Annotated in this window: 18 protein-coding genes and 2 pseudogenes; 8 read left to right on the top strand and 12 right to left on the bottom strand. The window is 64.5% G+C overall.

Translation table 11 applies throughout. The features are described 5' to 3' along the window. The 9 genes from MPSD_RS20965 to MPSD_RS20920 form a co-directional block, all read right to left on the bottom strand. On the bottom strand, nucleotides 1-474 hold the full coding sequence (locus MPSD_RS20965) for a hypothetical protein (RefSeq protein ID WP_232022613.1): 474 nt from the start codon (nucleotides 472-474) through the stop codon (nucleotides 1-3). Between the two features lie 171 nt (nucleotides 475-645). After that, a complete protein-coding gene (locus MPSD_RS20960) occupies nucleotides 646-894 on the bottom strand; it encodes a hypothetical protein (RefSeq protein ID WP_015355051.1) in 249 nt (82 codons plus the stop codon). A gap of 156 nt (nucleotides 895-1050) precedes the next feature. After that, nucleotides 1051-1629: a TetR/AcrR family transcriptional regulator gene (locus MPSD_RS20955; protein WP_015355052.1), complete on the bottom strand. Its 579-nt coding sequence runs from the start codon at nucleotides 1627-1629 to the stop codon at nucleotides 1051-1053. After that, nucleotides 1626-1949 (bottom strand): DMT family transporter, encoded by a 324-nt coding sequence (locus MPSD_RS20950; protein WP_012393445.1) that lies wholly within the window; start codon nucleotides 1947-1949, stop codon nucleotides 1626-1628. The genes MPSD_RS20955 and MPSD_RS20950 overlap by 4 nt, the downstream gene beginning before the upstream one ends. Nucleotides 1950-2017: 68 nt before the next feature. Further along, complete coding sequence (locus MPSD_RS20945; RefSeq protein ID WP_012393446.1) at nucleotides 2018-2653, bottom strand: HD domain-containing protein; 636 nt, start codon at nucleotides 2651-2653, stop codon at nucleotides 2018-2020. Nucleotides 2654-2742: 89 nt separating this feature from the next. Beyond that, nucleotides 2743-3573, bottom strand: coding sequence for an oxidoreductase (locus MPSD_RS20940; protein WP_086085022.1), 831 nt, complete (start codon nucleotides 3571-3573; stop codon nucleotides 2743-2745). A gap of 146 nt (nucleotides 3574-3719) precedes the next feature. Continuing rightward, complete coding sequence (locus tag MPSD_RS20935; protein ID WP_420811954.1) at nucleotides 3720-4922, bottom strand: ISAs1-like element IS2404/ISMul1 family transposase; 1203 nt, start codon at nucleotides 4920-4922, stop codon at nucleotides 3720-3722. A gap of 123 nt (nucleotides 4923-5045) precedes the next feature. Further along, nucleotides 5046-6548: an Hsp70 family protein gene (locus MPSD_RS20925; protein WP_086085894.1), complete on the bottom strand. Its 1503-nt coding sequence runs from the start codon at nucleotides 6546-6548 to the stop codon at nucleotides 5046-5048. 82 nt (nucleotides 6549-6630) lie between these two features. Further along, nucleotides 6631-8907, bottom strand: coding sequence for a carbon starvation CstA family protein (locus tag MPSD_RS20920; RefSeq protein WP_086085893.1), 2277 nt, complete (start codon nucleotides 8905-8907; stop codon nucleotides 6631-6633). A 524-nt stretch (nucleotides 8908-9431) separates the two neighbouring features. Between MPSD_RS20920 and MPSD_RS20915 the strand changes: the two genes are divergently transcribed. The 3 genes and pseudogenes from MPSD_RS20915 to MPSD_RS29655 form a co-directional block, all read left to right on the top strand. Beyond that, nucleotides 9432-9764 (top strand): multicopper oxidase domain-containing protein, encoded by a 333-nt coding sequence (locus tag MPSD_RS20915; RefSeq protein ID WP_232022611.1) that lies wholly within the window; start codon nucleotides 9432-9434, stop codon nucleotides 9762-9764. A 123-nt stretch (nucleotides 9765-9887) separates the two neighbouring features. Next, entirely contained in the window at nucleotides 9888-11096 is a 1209-nt protein-coding gene (locus tag MPSD_RS20905) for an ISAs1-like element IS2404/ISMul1 family transposase (protein WP_420811953.1), read from the top strand. Between the two features lie 32 nt (nucleotides 11097-11128). Continuing rightward, nucleotides 11129-11251: pseudogene (locus MPSD_RS29655) on the top strand (hypothetical protein); the annotation flags it as partial. A gap of 17 nt (nucleotides 11252-11268) precedes the next feature. On the opposite strand, the gene MPSD_RS29650 reads toward MPSD_RS29655, so the two are convergent. Further along, complete coding sequence (locus MPSD_RS29650; protein WP_015355059.1) at nucleotides 11269-11472, bottom strand: hypothetical protein; 204 nt, start codon at nucleotides 11470-11472, stop codon at nucleotides 11269-11271. Between MPSD_RS29650 and MPSD_RS29645 the strand changes: the two are divergent. The 3 genes and pseudogenes from MPSD_RS29645 to MPSD_RS20890 all read left to right on the top strand — a co-directional run. Then, nucleotides 11471-12220 (top strand): annotated as a pseudogene (locus tag MPSD_RS29645) (multicopper oxidase family protein); the annotation flags it as partial. The gene MPSD_RS29650 and the pseudogene MPSD_RS29645 sit on opposite strands and share 2 nt — an antisense overlap. Nucleotides 12221-12302: 82 nt before the next feature. Next, on the top strand, nucleotides 12303-13022 hold the full coding sequence (locus MPSD_RS20895) for a hypothetical protein (protein ID WP_036426389.1): 720 nt from the start codon (nucleotides 12303-12305) through the stop codon (nucleotides 13020-13022). 221 nt (nucleotides 13023-13243) lie between these two features. Then, nucleotides 13244-13852: a hypothetical protein gene (locus MPSD_RS20890; RefSeq protein WP_020786444.1), complete on the top strand. Its 609-nt coding sequence runs from the start codon at nucleotides 13244-13246 to the stop codon at nucleotides 13850-13852. A 14-nt stretch (nucleotides 13853-13866) separates the two neighbouring features. On the opposite strand, the gene MPSD_RS20885 is transcribed toward MPSD_RS20890, so the two are convergent. Further along, complete coding sequence (locus MPSD_RS20885) at nucleotides 13867-14601, bottom strand: Crp/Fnr family transcriptional regulator (RefSeq protein WP_012393452.1); 735 nt, start codon at nucleotides 14599-14601, stop codon at nucleotides 13867-13869. Between the two features lie 205 nt (nucleotides 14602-14806). Between MPSD_RS20885 and MPSD_RS20880 the strand changes: the two genes are divergently transcribed. Beyond that, nucleotides 14807-15283: a hypothetical protein gene (locus MPSD_RS20880; RefSeq protein WP_231991728.1), complete on the top strand. Its 477-nt coding sequence runs from the start codon at nucleotides 14807-14809 to the stop codon at nucleotides 15281-15283. 4 nt (nucleotides 15284-15287) lie between these two features. On the opposite strand, the gene MPSD_RS20875 is transcribed toward MPSD_RS20880, so the two are convergent. After that, entirely contained in the window at nucleotides 15288-16829 is a 1542-nt protein-coding gene (locus tag MPSD_RS20875; RefSeq protein ID WP_086085712.1) for an ATP-dependent DNA ligase, read from the bottom strand. A gap of 108 nt (nucleotides 16830-16937) precedes the next feature. Between MPSD_RS20875 and MPSD_RS20870 the strand changes: the two genes are divergently transcribed. After that, nucleotides 16938-17696, top strand: coding sequence for an SDR family NAD(P)-dependent oxidoreductase (locus MPSD_RS20870; protein WP_011741195.1), 759 nt, complete (start codon nucleotides 16938-16940; stop codon nucleotides 17694-17696). Nucleotides 17697-17770 lie beyond the last annotated feature (74 nt).

Here is a 17770-nt window from a genome sequence, read left to right as displayed (position 1 = left end):
CTATCCGGACTGGGGACGATTTGTGTTCAGTACCGCGGTACGCCAGGCCTGCATCATCGAGCAGAACGACTCCCTGGACAGCCCGTAAGTGTTCGGGAAGGACACCATGTCGCGGCGTTGGCCGCCGGTGCGGTCGGTCTCGACTTCGTCAAAACAGACCCGCTGTATCACATGGCCATGGACGCGAACCGACTTGATCCGGAAGTTCTCGACGGCGCTCCAGCGGAAGTTCTGGGCATCGTGGGCCTTGATGATCCCGAATCCCCGCTTGTCCAGGACCAGTTCGGGCGGGTTGCGCAGGTCGCTGATGGAGAGCGCGAGGGCCAACACGCCCGAGGTTCCGAACACCAACGTCCCGAAGAATGCCTGTGCCGCGCGGGGAAAGTGGGGGTCGGAGTCACCGACTCCGACGAAGACGAACCAAAGGAAGGTAAAGGTAAGCGCCACGCCCACCGCGAGTCCGAGTCGGGTCACCCACCTGGGTTGCTGCATGGTGACCGGGCCGGGAAAAGAATCCAGCGCGGCCTGCGCGCGCTGTGGAGTTCGACACGGCAGTCACCTTCCAGTGGGGCCTCGTAGTGAGGTCAGACTGCGCCGTCAGGCTTGGTGGATTCTTGGGAAACTGCGCTCTCGGTAGTTGCTGCCCTATATTTCGCAACGGGTGTGCGGCGACGGGTCGAAGCAGGTCACCGTTCCGTGCGGGCAACGTGGCAAGGCGCGGGTGGCGGTCTTGCGCCAGCGACGCCGGAGCAGCCGGCGGGCCAGATATCGCGCCGCGACCACTCCCTGCTCCTTGTTGTACTGCGGGCCGTCGTGCTCGATTCCGTAGTAGATGTCGTAAACGTCGTAGGCGAGGGCGTCGATTAGTTCCTCCACTTCCGTTGGTGTGCTCATCCCTCCAGGGTTCCCCATGCGGCCCCAGCCGCAACCCCCTGCGCGAAACTCACAACGAACTTTGTGCGAGCAATCCTCGTTTCTGGCCACGTCGGTATCGGTCGTCACCGGGATGACGGCGATGTGCACCGCGAGTTCACGATGGCCTTCGGCGGCCTACCGACTGCCGGGCGTCCCGGTGTCGTTGCCGACCAGTCTGGCGATCGCGTCGGTGAGCGCCGGAGCGTCCAGGGGGGTGTCGCTGATCATGGCGTGCAGGGTGGCGCCGTCGAGGAAAATGCTGACGACGCGAGCGGCGCGGGGCCCGATACGCGGCTCCAGCAGCGCGACTAGGCCGTCTGACCACAACTGGGCTAGCGATTGCAGTTCGGGCTGATGACTTGCCGCAACGTAGAGCTCGTTGAGGGTGCGGTGCCGATCAGGGTCGGTCAGGTAGTCGGCGGTGAGCCGGGCCAGGGTCGCCGGAATATCGGTGCTCTCATCGAGGTCGCGCTCCCAATGCTCGAGCCAGTCGGTTGCGCTGGTCGCGACGTGAGCGAGGGCAGCTTCCCTTAGTTCGCTAAGATCGCTGAAGTAGTAGGTGGTCGACCCGACCGGTACGTCGGCTTCGGCGGCAACCCGGCGATGGGTGAGGTCGCCCAGTCCGTGGCGGGCGATCAGCCTCCCGGCCGCCTCGATGATCGTCTGCCTGCGACCCGCGGGGTCTCGAGGGCGACGCTCGACTTCCCGGGTCAATGGGCGCCGGTCAGGTTCAGCGTGAGCACGCCGCCGATGATCAGCCCCACTCCGAGGACCTTGGTCAGCGACAAGTGTGAGCCGAGGAAGAGCACGGCGATGAGGACGATGGCGCCGGTGCCGATGGCCGACCACAGCGCGTATGCGACGTCGGTTTGCATGCCGCGCGCGATCGACATCGCCAGCATCGCGAAGGAGAAGCCATAGACCGTCAAGCAGATCACCGTGGGCCACAGTCGGGTGAAGCCCTCGGTGCTCTTCAGGAAGCTGGTCGCCATCACCTCCATGGCGATCGCGCCCAACAACAGTAGGTAAGCCATGAACCCTCCTCGTGTACAAATGTACATGTACAAATGTACATGAAGGGTCGGCTGGGGTCTACCCAGGCCTATTCACCCCACCTACCCAGCGACTCCAGTTGTTCCAGGGCGGTGATGCCATTGGTGCGGCGTTCCAGGAGCAGGCCTCCGGGCACCGTGTAGGGCGGCGCCGCCTCGGGGCTGCGCTGCGCGTGGGTGGTGATCGCGTCGACCAGGGTGGTGGCCATGGACAGCCGTGGGTACTGATCGTGGATCAATGCGGCGGTCCGGTCGTCAACGAATTCGGCGTTGCGGCCGAAATCCATGCCCACCCCGGCGTGGACCAGATAGCAGATCGGTCCGCGCCGCTCGGCGATCCCGAAGCAAGTGTGCAAGGCGATGGCTTCCCAGACGGTGTCCACGACCTCGTTGTCGCAGCCGTGTTCGCCCAACAGCGCTGCGGCGAGGTCCGCGCCCTCGACCTCGAAGCGGGCCTTGCCGGGGGCGGCGGACCCGGCGCCCAAGTCATGAAGCACGCAGCCCAAAAACAAGGTCTGGCTGTCGTAGTCGACTCCGTGGCGCATGCCGTCGTGTGCGGCAAGTAGTTCGCCGAACAGGTAACTGCGCACGCTGTGGTTGAACACCGCGGGCGACTCGGTGGAACGGGACAGCCGCAGTGCCGCTTGGGCGACGGTGGTGTCGACGAGCTCTGGAACTGATTGCATACCGGGCACGTTAGGGCGTTCGCCGCGTCGTGGGGAGTGGCCGATAGGTCGCTGACCGCACAATTTAGGTCAAGTTCGGGACCTGGCAGTTACGGGGTGAGGTTGGTGCCGGCCGTGAGTTGTTCCCAATCGGCGATCTCCACATCGCGCCGTTGCGCGATGTGGCGGTAGGCCATCAGCGCGTCGGGCCCCAGCAGCAGAAATGCCGGCGGGGCGGGTGATTCGACGGCGGTGATGATCGCGGCGGCAGCCTTGGCGGGATCACCGGGCTGGTTGCCGTGCATGGTGTCGTTCTCCTTGCGCCGTTGCCCTGCCGTGGCGGCGTAGTCATTGATCATCCTGGTCGATTGCACCAGGGAGCGGCCGGCGAAATCGGTACGGAAGGCGCCGGGCTCGACGACGGTGACCGATATGCCCAGCGGCGCGAGCTCCCCGTGCAATGCGCCGCTCATCCCCTCCATGGCGGCCTTGGCCGCCGCGTAGTAACCCGATCCCACCGGCGTCAGCGCCACCGCGATCGATGAGATGTTCACGATCGCACCGCTGCGGCGGGCCCGCATGTCGGGAAGGACGGCTTTGATCAGTGCCACGGTGCCGAAGAAGTGTGTCTCGAACAGGTCGCGGATCTCGGCGTCGTCGCCCTCTTCGACCGCCGCACGGTATCCGTAGCCGGCGTTGTTGACGAGTACATCGATGCCGCCGAAACGCTGCTGCGCCGCCTGCACCGCCGCAGTGATCTGGTCGGGCTCGGTGATGTCCAAAGCGAGGGGCAAGACCCGTTCGGGGGACCGCTGGGCCAAGTCGGCAACGCCGCCGACGCTGCGCGCGGTGGCGACGGTGTGGTGACCGGCGTCGATGACGGCTTCGGCCAGGGCGCGGCCCAGCCCGGTGGAACAGCCGGTGATGAGCCAGGTGGACACGGTGAAAGCCTCCTTGGCTATAGGTCAGGATCGTGCTGGGACGTGCCGTTGCAGCCGGAAGGTGCGGTTGAAGCCGGCCGGATGCGTGGTGAGGGTCACTTCGGCCGCGCCGCTGGGGGCGATGACCAGGGCTCCGGCGTTGTTGATTAGCAGGCTTGTGAGCTGGGGAATTGTGGATTGAGGAGGTCTAGGCGGCGGTTGGCGGTCAAAGCGGTGATCCGGCAGGCTTCGGCGATGTTGTCGGCGCCGTTGAGGCGGTGCAGATTGATCGCGGTGTTGCGTAGCGTTGCTAGGACCTGTGCGCCGTTTCCGGTATGTGCCCTTTGACGGTCTTCGTCGAAGGTGACGTCGCGTATCCAGTGCAGGCTGTTCTCGATTCCCCAGTGTTGACGCATCCAGGTCATGATCGCGGTAGGGCGGGCGTGCTCGAACGGCAGGCTGCAGATGGCATAGACCACCTCCACGCTGCGCTGGTCGGTGGCGGTGATCAAGCGTTCACGAGTGATCCGGATGATTTGTTTTGCGTAGGGGAAGCCGATTCCTCGTGCAGCGGTGATGATTTGCGGGGTGCGGGTCTCGACACGGCCGTGGCCGCGGGAGTCGTCGGTAGCGGCTGTGGGCACCTCGGCCCAGGGCAGCGCGGTGATACGCGCAAGTATTTTGGCTTGGTTGGACTTGACGATCATCAGGTAGTGCGACTTCAAGGTGGCGCAGATCAACTTCGCGGTGACGACCTGGGTATGCATCGCATCCACGGTGACCAGCCACCGCAAGCTACCCGGCAGCAGCGTGAGCAGGGCACGTACGCAGGGAATTTCATTGCTTTTCTCGGCGACAGCGAGTTGACCGAGCACCAATCGGGCACGGTGGGCGAACACCGACACGAGATGCGTGGCTGTCGCTTTGGCGCGTAAAGCACCACGCAGCATCTTGCCGTCCAACGCGATCGGCACCAATCCACTGGGGTCGCTGCTGGCCACGTGTGCAGTGAAGTAACTGCCCATCCTGGCGTTGAGGTCGGCGGGGTCTAGCCGAGACAAAACAGCGCGGAAGGTCTTCTCACTGGGCCGCCGGAACCGGACCCCTAATTGGGCCAACACATCATCGGGAGCGGTGGCCGCCCATGTGGCAAAACCAGCATAGCCGCGCATCCCCGCGGCAGTGGCCAGAACCGCGATCGCCAACAAAGCCACCAGCGAATACCTCCGACCGCGTGGGTCCCTCGGGTCTGGCACCGAGGCCAACACATCGAGAAACTCCGATCCGATGAACTCGCTGCGCTCACCAGGACTCCAGCGGTCGAACACCTCTGGAACCGACGACACACGCAATACTGAAACGGTAGGCACGGGCAACTCCAGACCAACGACGAACAGTAACCAACTCGATCGTTCTCCAGATAGCCCGTGCCTACACTCCGGCCCCAATAGCGCGGCACCAAAGATCATCAACCCAGCTCACAAGCCTGCTAATCAACAACGCCGGAGCCCTGGGGCGATGACGTAGCGCTCCTCGACATCGGGCCCCTCGTCCCAGCGGCCGACCGGCTGATGCCCGAGGTCTTGCCGGTCACGAAGGGCCGGGTCGAACGGGAAGTAGACCGGATCGTAGGGCGTGACGTCACCGTCGGGGCGGCCGTTGACCAGGCGGCTGCACTCCACGAACCGGAAATGGCCGATGTTGTGCGCGGCCCGGTAGGTGCGCCGGATGACCAGCGGCGAACTTCCGTCGCGGAGAAGTGGGGAGTCTTTTGCCACGATGGGGTCAAAGACGACGTCGGCACCGGCTTGGGCCTCGCGAAAGACCCCGAAGTGTCGCGAGAAATGTTCGGAAAGCTCGAAACTCGCTTCGTGGTCGAGGAAGACGGCCAGCCCGATGGCGGTGGCCGCAAACGCGTGCGGCGAGCGTTTCACCCGCTTGTCGCCGAAGGTCGCGCGCAGCATGCGCGAGATCAGTGGGAAGCTCCCCGCCCCACCGGCCAGGTAGATGCCCGCGACTTCCGACCAGGCCACACCGTCACCGCCGGGCGCCGGATCACGCAAGACGCGCGACAGTACCCCGATCGTGTCGTCGACCAGCGGTGCACATGCGGAATACGCGTCATCGATATCGCAGGAAAATGGTGGCCGGTCGCCCCCGATCCCGGTGAGGTCCATCAGGAAGCGGCGCGTCTGTGGCCCGACGGCTTCTTTGCGCGCGGCGCATTCCTCCTTCAGCACGTCGTATCCGGTGACGTCGGTTGCGGCCAGCTCCGCGATCTCGGGCAGCCGTGCGGCAACGAGTTGCAGTATCGCCTCGTCGAAGTCGTCGAAGTCGTCGAAGTCGTCGAAGTCGTCGAAGTCGTCGCCGCCGAGCCGCTGGATGCCCTCGCTGCGGACGACGTCGTTGACGTGGCCGGTCATCTTCAGCAGTGAGGCATCGAAGGTGCCGCCGCCGAGGTCGTAGATCACGACGTACTCGCGCTTGGCGGTGATGGTAGAGCGGTAACGATGTGCGTATTCCAGGCTGGCCGCAGACGGTTCGTTCAACAACGCGACTACTTGGAAACCCGCCGCCACGAAGGCATCCAGCGTCAGGAAGCGTTGTGCGCTAGACGCATTCGCCGGCACGCTGATCGCGGCCTCGACCGGCTCGCCGGGTGTCAGGCCGGCGTTTGACCGGTGTTGCAGATCGTCTTTGAGCTGTTCGAGGAAGCGGGCCAGCAGCTCGGTCAGCCGGTAGCTGCGGCCGGCCAGGCTGACTTCGGTGTGCGGTCCAGCGTCGTTGAGCAGACGTTTGAACGAACGCAGCACCGACCAGCCGGGATCGCGGCGCACCGCGGTTGCGTCCAAACCGAAGCGCAGCTCACCGGCCGCGTTGGCGGCGATGGCCGAAGGCCATGCGTCCACTCCGTCGAAGGACACGACGGGATAGTTGCCTCTGTCGACGACCGCAGCCACGGTGTGGGTGGTGCCGAAGTCGATACCGACTCTCATTGCGCACAATTCTAGGGCGCTACAACGCAGTTGGGCACTACCTGATTTCCGGCGCGCCGATACCGGATTGATCAGCGGGCGGTCATGATGGTCGCCCACCTTGCGTGTCGGCCAGCGCTGACCACTGCTGCGCTACCTCACGTTCGACGGCGGTGGGAACCAGGCCGGCGGGGGCGAACAGCTTCGACGGCATTGGCTCGTCTTCGGTCAGCGGGCGAGCGCTTCCGCGAAGTGCCTTGTAACACATTGCTATTCCAGCGATCACAATGATGATGACAATGCCGGCGAAGACGATGGACAGGATCCCCTGCGCCAACGTGTTGCGGATGACGTCGTCGAGCTGGTCGACATTGGCGGCCGAACCGAACGCCGTCTTGCCGGCGTCCTTGGCCTCCTGGTGCCGAAAGTGCTGGGTCCAGTAGCCGACGGCGGGGTCACCGGAGAAGATCTTTTGCCATGACGCCGTCAAAGTGACGATGAGGTCCCACAGCAGTGGGACGCCCGGTATCCAGGCCCACTTCAGGTGACCCTTCTTGATCACGATGACGGTGATGACCGTGAGTGAGATCGCGGCCAGTAGCTGGTTGGCGATACCGAACAGCGGGAACAGCGTGTTGATCCCGCCCAATGGGTCGGTGACGCCCAACAGCAAGGTGCCGCCCCATCCCGCAACCACCAGTATGGTGGCCAACCATGCGCCCGGGCGCCAGCTCGGATTCTGCAGCTTGCGCAGCGGCCCGCCGAGGTTGCTCAGCGCATCGGACACCATGAAGCGTGCGGCCCGGGTGCCGGCGTCGACGGTGGTCAGGATGAACAGCGCCTCGAACATGATCGCGAAGTGGTACCAAAATGCTTTGAGGCCGATGCCGGCAAGGGCGCGGTTCATGATCTCCGACATGCTGAATGCCAGCGTTGGTGCGCCGCCGGTGCGCGACACGATCGAGTGTTCGCCCACGCCCGCGGCAGCCTGGGTGATCTGGTCTGCGCTGGCCGGATTTCCCGATAACCCGAGTCCGTTGACGTAGTCCGCGGCGCTGGCCGCCGTGCCGCCGGTCTTGGCGGCGGGGGCATTGAGCACGAAATACAAGTGCTGGTCCAGGATCGATGCGGTGGGCAGTGCGATGATCGCCACGAAGGACTCGGTCAGCATCCCGCCATAGCCGATCAGGCGCATCTGGCCTTCCTTCTCCAGCATTTTCGGCGTGGTGCCCGAGGAGATCAGCGCGTGGAATCCGGACAGCGCGCCGCAGGCGATGGTGATGAACAGAAACGGAAACAACGCGCCGGCGAACACCGGCCCGTCACCGGTCATGGCGAATCGGGAAACGGCCGGGGCCATGATGTCGGGCCGAACAACCAGCACGCTGACGGCCAGCAGCGCGATGGTGCCGACTTTCATGAACGTAGAAAGGTAGTCACGCGGTGCCAGCAGCAACCACACCGGCAGCACCGACGCCGTGAAGCCGTAGATGATCAGCAGCCATGACAGGGTGACCGGCGACAGGCTGAACCAGGATGCACCCCACGATGTTTCGGCAACCCAGCCGCCGGAGACCACGGCCAACAGCAGCAACCCGATCCCGATCACCGACACCTCGGCGACCCGCCCGGGCCGCAGGAACCGCAGATAGCAGCCCATGAACAGGGCAATCGGAATGGTCATCGCGATCGAGAAGACACCCCACGGGCTTTGCGGCAGCGCCCGCACCACCACCAGCGCCAGCACCGCGATGATGATCGTGATGATCAGCGGCACCCCGATGAGCGCGGCCACCCCGGCTGTCGCGCCGAGTTCGTCGCGCACCATCTGCCCGAGCGAGCGCCCGCGCCGCCGAGTGGAGATCCACAACACCAGGTAGTCGTGCACGCAGCCGGCGAATACCGCTCCGGCCACAATCCATATGGTGCCGGGCAAATAACCCATCTGGGTGGCCAAAACCGGACCGACCAGCGGACCGGCTCCGGCGATGGCGGCGAAATGGTGGCCGAACACCACCCGACGGTCGGTGGGCACGTAGTCCATGCCGTCGTCGAGATATTCGGCCGGGGTGGCGTGATCGTCGCGGGGGCGGACGATCTTCATTTCGACCAACCGCGCATAAAAACGAAAGGCGATGATGTAAGTGCACCCAGCCGCGGCGACAAGCCAAACGGCGTTGACCGTCTCACCCCGGGCGAAGGCGATCATCGCCCAGGCGACGGCACCAACGGCGGCGATCACCCCGAAGACGATCTTGTGCCGGAAGGTGATCGGGGAGCGGTCCACGATCGCGACCGGCGGTAGATCGGCGTCGGTGCGGATATAGCTGACGTCCGCGGAGCGGTCTTCGATTCGATCCGGCGGGGTCGACTGGGCCACCGGCGCCTCCCTTGCTGACAGGTGGTCGTTGTTCCCGGTGATCCTTGCACCATGAGGGGGATGTGCGGAACCCGAGAGCGGCATACGCCACTGTGGCGCCCCGTCGCCTGTCGGCCACTGCCCTGGGTCCTCGGCCGGCACATCTTCTCCAAATATGCAGATCTCGAAAATTCCTTCGGGCCAATACAAGAGGCGGCCTTTAACGGCATTGCGTAGCGCGAAATATGAATGCGCCCGGATATCATCCAGATTGTCATTTGGATGACACAATTGCCCGCGCTGGTCATGCTGAATTTGGCCGCGCGAAATGGCGCATTCTTGGCTAAGCTCCCGTTGACGAATCGGAAAGCACAGTAGGGACTTGGCGGTTGGCGACTGTGAATCGCAGGGCGTTCCTGGCTCTTATGGCGGCAACTGGCGCGGCCGGCGCGATAAGAGGCGCATCGGCGCCAGCACACGCGGGCGGTGACGAGCTTCGTGACCTTCCCGAATTCTCAAGCGCAAACGGTGTTTTGGATACAGAGTTGAGCGCCGTCACCAATGTTGTCGAACTCGATGGCCGTCAACTGACCTTGGAGACGTTCAACGGCCAGCTACCCGGGCCCATCCTGCGAATCCGGCCGGGTGACAATCTGCGGGTCTTGCTCAAGAACCGGATTGTCCCGGTCGGGATCCCCACCAACAACGTATTCATGCTGCCCTATTGCGCCTCCAAGTCCAACGACGCGCGTTATGACACCCGGCGGGCCTGTGTCCACGACCTGTGGAACAAGTGGGAGAGACGGCAAACGCTCGCGCAAGAGGATGTCGACATCAACTTGCACACCCATGGCCTCCCAGGGCTCCGGCGTTGTTGATTAGCAGGCTTGTGAGCTGGGTTGATGATCTTTGGTGCCGCGCTATTGGGGCCGGAGTGTAGGCACGGGCTATCTGGAGAACGATCGAGTTGGTTACTGTTCGTCGTTGGTCTGGAGTTGCCCGTGCCTACCGTTTCAGTATTGCCTGTGTCGTCGGTTCCAGAGGTGTTCGACCGCTGGAGTCCTGGTGAGCGCAGCGAGCTCATCGGATCGGAGTTTCTCGATGTGTTGGCCTCGGTGCCAGACCCGAGGGACCCACGCGGTCGGAGGTATTCGCTGATGGCTTTGTTGGCGATCGCGGTTCTGGCCACTGCCGCGGGGATGCGCGGCTATGCTGGTTTTGCCACATGGGCGGCCACCGCTCCCGATGATGTGTTGGCCCAATTAGGGGTCCGGTTCCGGCGGCCCAGTGAGAAGACCTTCCGCGCTGTTTTGTCTCGGCTAGACCCCGCCGACCTCAACGCCAGGATGGGCAGTTACTTCACTGCACACGTGGCCAGCAGCGACCCCAGTGGATTGGTGCCGATCGCGTTGGACGGCAAGATGCTGCGTGGTGCTTTACGCGCCAAAGCGACAGCCACGCATCTCGTGTCGGTGTTCGCCCACCGTGCCCGATTGGTGCTCGGTCAACTCGCTGTCGCCGAGAAAAGCAATGAAATTCCCTGCGCACGTGCCCTGCTCACGCTGCTGCCGGGTAGCTTGCGGTGGCTGGTCACCGTGGATGCGATGCATACCCAGGTCGTCACCGCGAAGTTGATCTGCGCCACCTTGAAGTCGCACTACCTGATGATCGTCAAGTCCAACCAAGCCAAAATACTTGCGCGTATCACCGCGCTGCCCTGGGCCGAGGTGCCCACAGCCGCTACCGACGACTCCCGCGGCCACGGCCGTGTCGAGACCCGCACCCCGCAAATCATCACCGCTGCACGAGGAATCGGCTTCCCCTACGCAAAACAAATCATCCGGATCACTCGTGAACGCTTGATCACCGCCACCGCCACCGACCAGCGCAGCGTGGAGGTGGTCTATGCCATCTGCAGCCTGCCGTTCGAGCACGCCCGCCCTACCGCGATCATGACCTGGATGCGTCAACACTGGGGAATCGAGAACAGCCTGCACTGGATACGCGACGTCACCTTCGACGAAGACCGTCAAAGGGCACATACCGGAAACGGCGCACAGGTCCTAGCAACGCTACGCAACACCGCGATCAATCTGCACCGCCTCAACGGCGCCGACAACATCGCCGAAGCCTGCCGGATCACCGCTTTGACCGCCAACCGCCGCCTAGACCTCCTCAATCCACAATCCCCCAGCTCACAAGCCTGCTAATCAACAACGCCGGAGCCCTGCATGGCCTCCAAGTGAGCCCAGAAGACCCCGCGGACAACGTCTTTCTGCAGATCGGCCCGCTAAACGATCACCAATACAGCTACGACATCCCAAAGGATCAGCCGGCTGGCTTGTATTGGTACCACCCCCATTTCCACACGGCGACCGCACATCAGGGCTGGAACGGGCTCTCCGGCGCAATCATCGTCGAGGGCGACATTGACGCGGTGCCCGAGATCGCCGCCATGCGTGAGCGCACCATCGTGATCAACGAGCTGTGGATCGCCGATGACAGCGGTGAGGTTCCGTTCACTGTGGTGGCGCCCATCGCGGGCGATGTGCCGTTCGCCTCCTTTCCCTCAGTGCCGTCGAGCATGTACTACACCGTCAACGGCCAACTCATCCCAGACATCACCATGCAACCGGGTGAAGCCCAGCGCTTTCGGGTGCTCAACGCGTGCCCGCATCGGTCGATATGGCTGCACGTGGAAGGGCATTCACTCGAGCAGATCGGAACCGATGGGACGCCCTACGCCGCCCCGCGCACGCGCCAGCACATTTTCTTGGCCTCGGCCAACCGGGCCGAGTTCATCATCAAAGCGGGCGAGCCCGGGCGCTACCGGATCTACGCCGAAGCCTACGACCAGGGACACCCCGGTGGCCCCCGCCCTTATCTGCCGCTGGCCACCCTGGTGGTGCGCGGCAAACCGACCGACACACCGATGCCGAAGACCCTGGTGGAGCCGCCACGGATGCCGAACCTGCCGGTGTCGCGGCGCCGGGTTCTGGTGTTCTCCGGCGATATCAGCGGGCGGACCGGTATGGGAATTCACTTCCTCATCGACGGTAAGGAGATGAATATGGACCGGATTGATCAGGAGATCGAGGGTGGCACGGTCGAGGAGTGGACGATAGTCAATGAGGACGTCTTCCAGCACCCCTTGCATATCCACATAAACCCGTTCCAGGTTGTCGACGTCCAAGGGATCCCAACAGGTGACACCAGTTGGGCGGCGGCCTACGAGCCCGACATCTGGTGGGACACATTCCGCCTACCGCCGTACCGCAGGTATACGTTGCGGACCTACTTCCGTCCGGACGTGACCGGCAAGTCCGTCTATCACTGTCACATCCTGCCCCACGAAGACAGGGGAATGATGGGCATCTTGCTCGTCGATCCCCAGGGCAGTATCCGAAGGGGGCGCCGTGAGGCTGCGCCGCCCGCTGCTGGCCGCATTCATCGCCGCTCTGGTGTTTGCCGTCGGTCCCGCGGTGGCCGAGCCCGAAGATGCCCAGTTGCCGCTGCACAACGAGGGTCGCTATGTCTTCACCCAGCAGCATCGGGACAATCTGAGTTGGTGGAACCGCACCTGGACTCCGCAACTGGTGCCCAAGGGTGCAATGCTGGAAGTACAGCTTCCCAGCACCCCGGTGCACTGGATTCCCTACGGAGAACCGGAGTGTCAGCCGTGCCCAGGCTGGGACTGGGCCGAGATCAGCGGTTCCTGGTACCCCGACGGTCCGCCGCGCCATCAGCGTGTGCCGGTGCAACTGGTCGGTCAGCGTATTGTTCCCAACCCAAACCGCATGAGGGAGTCGGCCAACCCCTATGAACTTCCGGGGGTCTACATCCCGTTCGACAAGCGAGTGTTGGGCAGCTCGACCCTCAGTGTGTTCGAGTACCGACTCGAGACCGGTGCCCCCGACGACTATTGGGCGGGCAGGGGCCTGGCGACGATATGCCTTCGCCCCGAACCGATTCCCGAAGATGTAAGGGTGCTGGGCTTCCCGCCCGATACTCCGCCCATCTTCGTGCTTACCTTGGTGGTCGGCGTGCGACAGGCATCCTATGGGGGTGGTCTGCCGCCGACCCCACTGCCGGCACCGCCGGAGGTGCGCCCCATGCCCGACGAGCCTGCGCCATAGGCACTCCGGCACAGAGATTGCAGATGGGAGGTCACTACGATCCGGCTAGGAGCCGACGAATGGCGCGGCGCCTTTCAAAAGCATTTGATCAGAATGTGATTCGGACTTGGCGCTGGCTTCTAGGATCAGGGCAAACCCCAGAGTTTCGGCTGCCGTTGATACGGATGAGCACCAGCCACGCCAACAGATCTGCCCGACGATTTCGAGATGGCAGCCATGGGATGCCCGGCGTACGATACGAAGCCATGCGAGTTGCGGTGTACGCATGGGTGTCGATCGCGGCGGTGCTGGCCGCCGCCGTCGGCCCTGGACTCGCACCGGATGTTGCGCGAGCGGATCCACCAGGTGCGCACACAATCACCTACATCGCGAAGGTGGATGCCCCGATCTCCAGCGGACGGGCCATCTACATGGTCAACGACACCTACACGGCAACCGCCCCGTTGAGCGCGACCGGCCGCGAATTCACCACCACTACGATGCTGGCCGATCCGGCGAAAGCGGGGATGCAAGTAAGTATCCTGTGGCCGTACTCGGACAATGTGCACTGCGAAATCGATGTGGACAACCACATTGTCGCGCAGGTGGATCAGTTCGTGGCGTCCACGCCCGGCAACGGCGACCCCAACTCCTACGGAGTGGTGTCGTGCGGCGCCGGGTCGTTGCCCGTGCCGCTGTGGTGGGCGAAAATCTGCGACGCATGGTGGTGTACGGATACGTCGTTGCCGTCTAACGCCCGTGATCAAGCCCGCGCCGACGTGACGCGGGACTCGGATCTGGGGCGCAGTCCTTCGTGGCCTCCGCCTGACCCAAATGAGCCGGCCACCTAGTTCGGGCTGCCGGCCTAGCGCGCTCTGGCGCTGAGCCCGTTGACGTCAACGATCGATATCTCGGCGTAGCCGACGGCGATCAACCCGTCACGTTCAAAGCCCTTGAGGATCTTGTTCAGAGACGGTCGCTGCACACCGAGCATTGCCGATAGCGTGCGTTGCGCGAGTTGTACTGATCCTTCCGATGATTCGTCGAGCAGTAGCTGGGCAACCTGAGCCGGAAGCGGTCGGCCCAGCAGGGCAATGAGCCGGGCTTGCCCGGCTGAGACGCGCTGTGCGACCGATGACAGCCAGCGCCGCGCGATGTTGGGGTGGCCTGCCAGTAGGCTCTCGAAGTTCGCCCGGTCCAGATAGAGGCAAGTGCTGTCCTCGAGCGCGCGGGCGGTATAGGCCATCGGCATCTCCAGCAACAGCGGAATGTCTCCGTCGACATCGCCGCCGCGCAGCACATCGACGACTGCGCGCCGCCGCCCCGAACCTACCGCGAGCTCGATCTGTCCCTGTCGCACAATCCACACCCCGGTCGGATCTTGGCCGAGATTGAAAAGTACTGCCCCGGAGGTGAACTGACGTTGACTAAGGGTTCCGGCGAGAGCCGTGAGGTCGTTGGGATGCAGCGGCGCTGCCGCTCCCCGCCCGACGCAGCGGGCCACCCACGCGGCGTGGCGGACTTGCGATTCACTGGGTTGCGCGCCACCGGTGAAAAGGGTGACCGCCTCTCGAAATCCCGATCCGCGGCGTTCGCTCATCGTCGTGCCCTCCTAGATTCCTGTAATCCTGATGACATTTCCGCGGTGTGCGCAAGGTCTAGCGGATTGAGTGTCAGCGGCGCCGCTTCTCATGCGCCGACGTACGGAGGTATTCGAAATGGCAACTGCTGCTTCATCTGGCTCGGAGGCATCGACAATATCCCGCCAGGCCGTGCGAGGCCTGCTTATGGGCGGGGGAGCGGGTGTGCTCGCCTCGCTGGTGATGGCGATGTTCGCGATGCTGGCCGGCGCCACGCTGCTGCACAGCGGGTTCTTCACCCCGCTCTATCGCATCGCCGCTACGTTCGTCGGCCCCGACGCGATGGTGCAGTCGATGCGGGCGGCCACGGCGGGACAACTGTTCACCTTCATCGCCGCGCCGGCGGTGCTGGGCGCGCTCGTGCACATGATGGTGGGCGCGGGGTATGGCGCGGTCTTCGGGCTGATTGTGGACCGGGTGCGACTGCGCGGCGTCGCCCTGGTCGGCGCGGCGCTGGTCTGGGGCCTGGCGGTTTTCGCGGTCAGCACCTGGATTGCCCTGCCCGTTTCGGCGGCGCTGTTCGGCGGCGGGGATCCGGTGCGCAACATGGCGGCTGCGGCCGGTTACGGCCCCTTTGCCGTCCAGCACCTGATCTACGGGGCGGCGCTTGGCCTGCTCCTGCTCAAACCGGCGAACCGCTAGCGCGTCAATACAGCGCCCGCACGGTGTCGATGGTGTCTGCGTCGGCCGGCCCCTTGTCGTCGCGGTAGCGCACCACCCGGGCGAAGCGCAACGCCAGCCCGCCGGGATAACGCGAGGACGCCTGCACGCCGTCGAAGGCCACCTCGACCACCTGCTCGGGGCGCAGCGCGACCACATAGCCGTCGGTGCCCCCCACGGCAAGTTCGGTGAATCGCGCGGTCTGCCAGTCCAGCATGGCATCGGTCATGCCTTTGAACGTCTTGCCCAGCATCACGAATTCGCCGGTGGCGGCATCGCGGGCGCCGAGGTGAATATTGGACAGCTTGCCGCGTCGTCGTCCTGACCCCCACTCCACCGCGAGCACCACCAGGTCCAGCGTGTGCACCGGTTTGACCTTCAGCCATCCGGCGCCGCGGCGGCCGGCCAGGTAGGGCGCGGTGGGGGATTTGGCCATCACGCCTTCGTGGCCGGCGGCCAGTGTTGCCCGCAGAAAATCGGTCGCCGCGGCCGCGTCTGCGGTGGTCAGCCGATCGACTCGGTGCCGGGCCGGCACCACGGCGTCCAGGGCTGCCAGCCGGTCGGTGGTCGGCGCATCGAGTAGGTCGCGTCCATCCCGATGCAAGATGTCGAAGAAGAACACCGACAGCGGCTGTTTGGCTTGGGCGGCAGCGACATTCACCGACCGGCCAAATCGTGATGCGGTGACCTGGAAGCGATGCGGCCGGCCGTCTGGTTGCAGGGCAATCGCCTCGCCGTCGGCAACAAGGTCGCTGACCGGCAGCGCCAGCGTTGCCTGAACCACCTCCGGCAGGCGGGCCGTGACGTCGTCGAGGCTTCGGGTATAGACGGTGACCTCATCACCGGTTCGGTGGATCTGAACCCGGGCGCCATCCAACTTTGCCTCGAAAATTGTTGCACCGCAATGGCGTTCGAGGGCATCGGTGATGCTGCCGGCGCTCTGCGCCAGCATCGGCCCGATCGGTCTGCCCACCCGCAGCGTGAACGAATCCAGCGCGCCGGCCGCGCCCGATGGCCCGGCCGCCAGGCACGCCGCCGCCACCGTCGGTAAATCCCCGCCCAGCATGGCGGCTCGTTGTACCGCCGTAGCGGGGACTTCGGCCGCCCTGGCGACGGCGTCGACCATGATCCCGGCCAGCGCGCCCTGGCGCAGTTCGCCGCTGAGCAGCCGCACCAGAAAGGCCTGCTCGGTTTCGGTCGAAGCGGCGAACAACCGAGTGATGAGTTCGCGGCGGCGGGCCGCAGACCCCTTACCCGACACCGCGCCGATCTCGCTGAACGCCGCGTCGGTACCGGTGACGGTGAGCGCCGGGCTACCCGCGGCCGCGGGCAGCGACCGCAACGTGGCCCAGCCCACGCCGATCTGGCGCTGCCGCAGCTCGCCGGAGAGCCACGCCACGACGATCGCGACCAGCTCCGGGTCGGGTGCGGCCGCGCGTAACAGCTCGGCAATCCGTGCGACCTTGGCCAGCCGAGACGAGGTGCCGCCCACATTAAGCGAAGTGCTTGCTATGTCGATGAGGAGCACGTTTCGAGCTTGGCATGAGTCGCTGACATCAATGCACGGTAGACGCGCTAGCGTTCCGAGATAACGTTACAAATTGTCATGATTCTGACAAGGCATCGGGAGGTCCGGATGGAGATCAGCGGCAAGAAGGCCGTCGTTATCGGCGGCGCGTCGGGGATGGGTCGTGCCACCGCCGAATTACTGGCAAAACGCGGTGCTGACGTGGCGATACTGGACCGCGAGGGGTCCGACGGCAAGAGTGTTGCCGAGGCGATCGGCGCGGCGTTCTACCCGGTCGATGTCACCGACTTCGCCGGCACCGAAGAGATCCTGCAGACCGCGGTTGATCGTCTCGGCGGTCTGCACGTCATCGTGACCACCGCCGGCGGTGGTATCGCCAAGCGGACCCTGACCAAGTCCGGTCCGCACGACCTGGAATCCTTCCGCTCCGTGGTGGATCTCAACCTCATTGCCACCTTCAACATCAGCCGGCTCGCCGCCGCGCACATGGCCAACAACGAGCCGGAGGACGACGAGCGCGGCGTCATCATCAACACCGCATCCATCGCGGCCTTCGAGGGCCAGATTGGGCAGGTCGCCTACACGGCCGCCAAGGCTGGAATCGCCGGCATGTGTTTGACCATGGCCCGCGATCTGGGCTCGATGGGGATCCGGGTGCTGGCTATTGCGCCGAGCCTGTTCCTCACCGGGCTGACTGCGATGGTCCCCGACGAGATGGCCGCCCAGCTGGTCAAGGACGCCGCCTTCCCGAAGCGGATGGGCCGGCCCGAGGAATACGCCAAGCTGGTCGCGGCAATCGTGGACAACCCGATGCTCAACGGGCAGTGCCTGCGACTGGATGCGGGACAGCGGTTCGCGCCCAAGTGAGTGACCCCACAAACCCCGCCGATCGCACCGCACATATTTGAGTACACTCTTTAGGTGATCGGCCGGGCCCGTAA

The sequence above is a fragment of the Mycobacterium pseudoshottsii JCM 15466 genome, assembly GCF_003584745.1.
Lineage (GTDB): Bacteria > Actinomycetota > Actinomycetes > Mycobacteriales > Mycobacteriaceae > Mycobacterium > Mycobacterium marinum.
The sequence above is the reverse complement of the archived record's forward strand: the minus strand, read 5'-3'. Positions and strand labels throughout refer to the sequence as shown.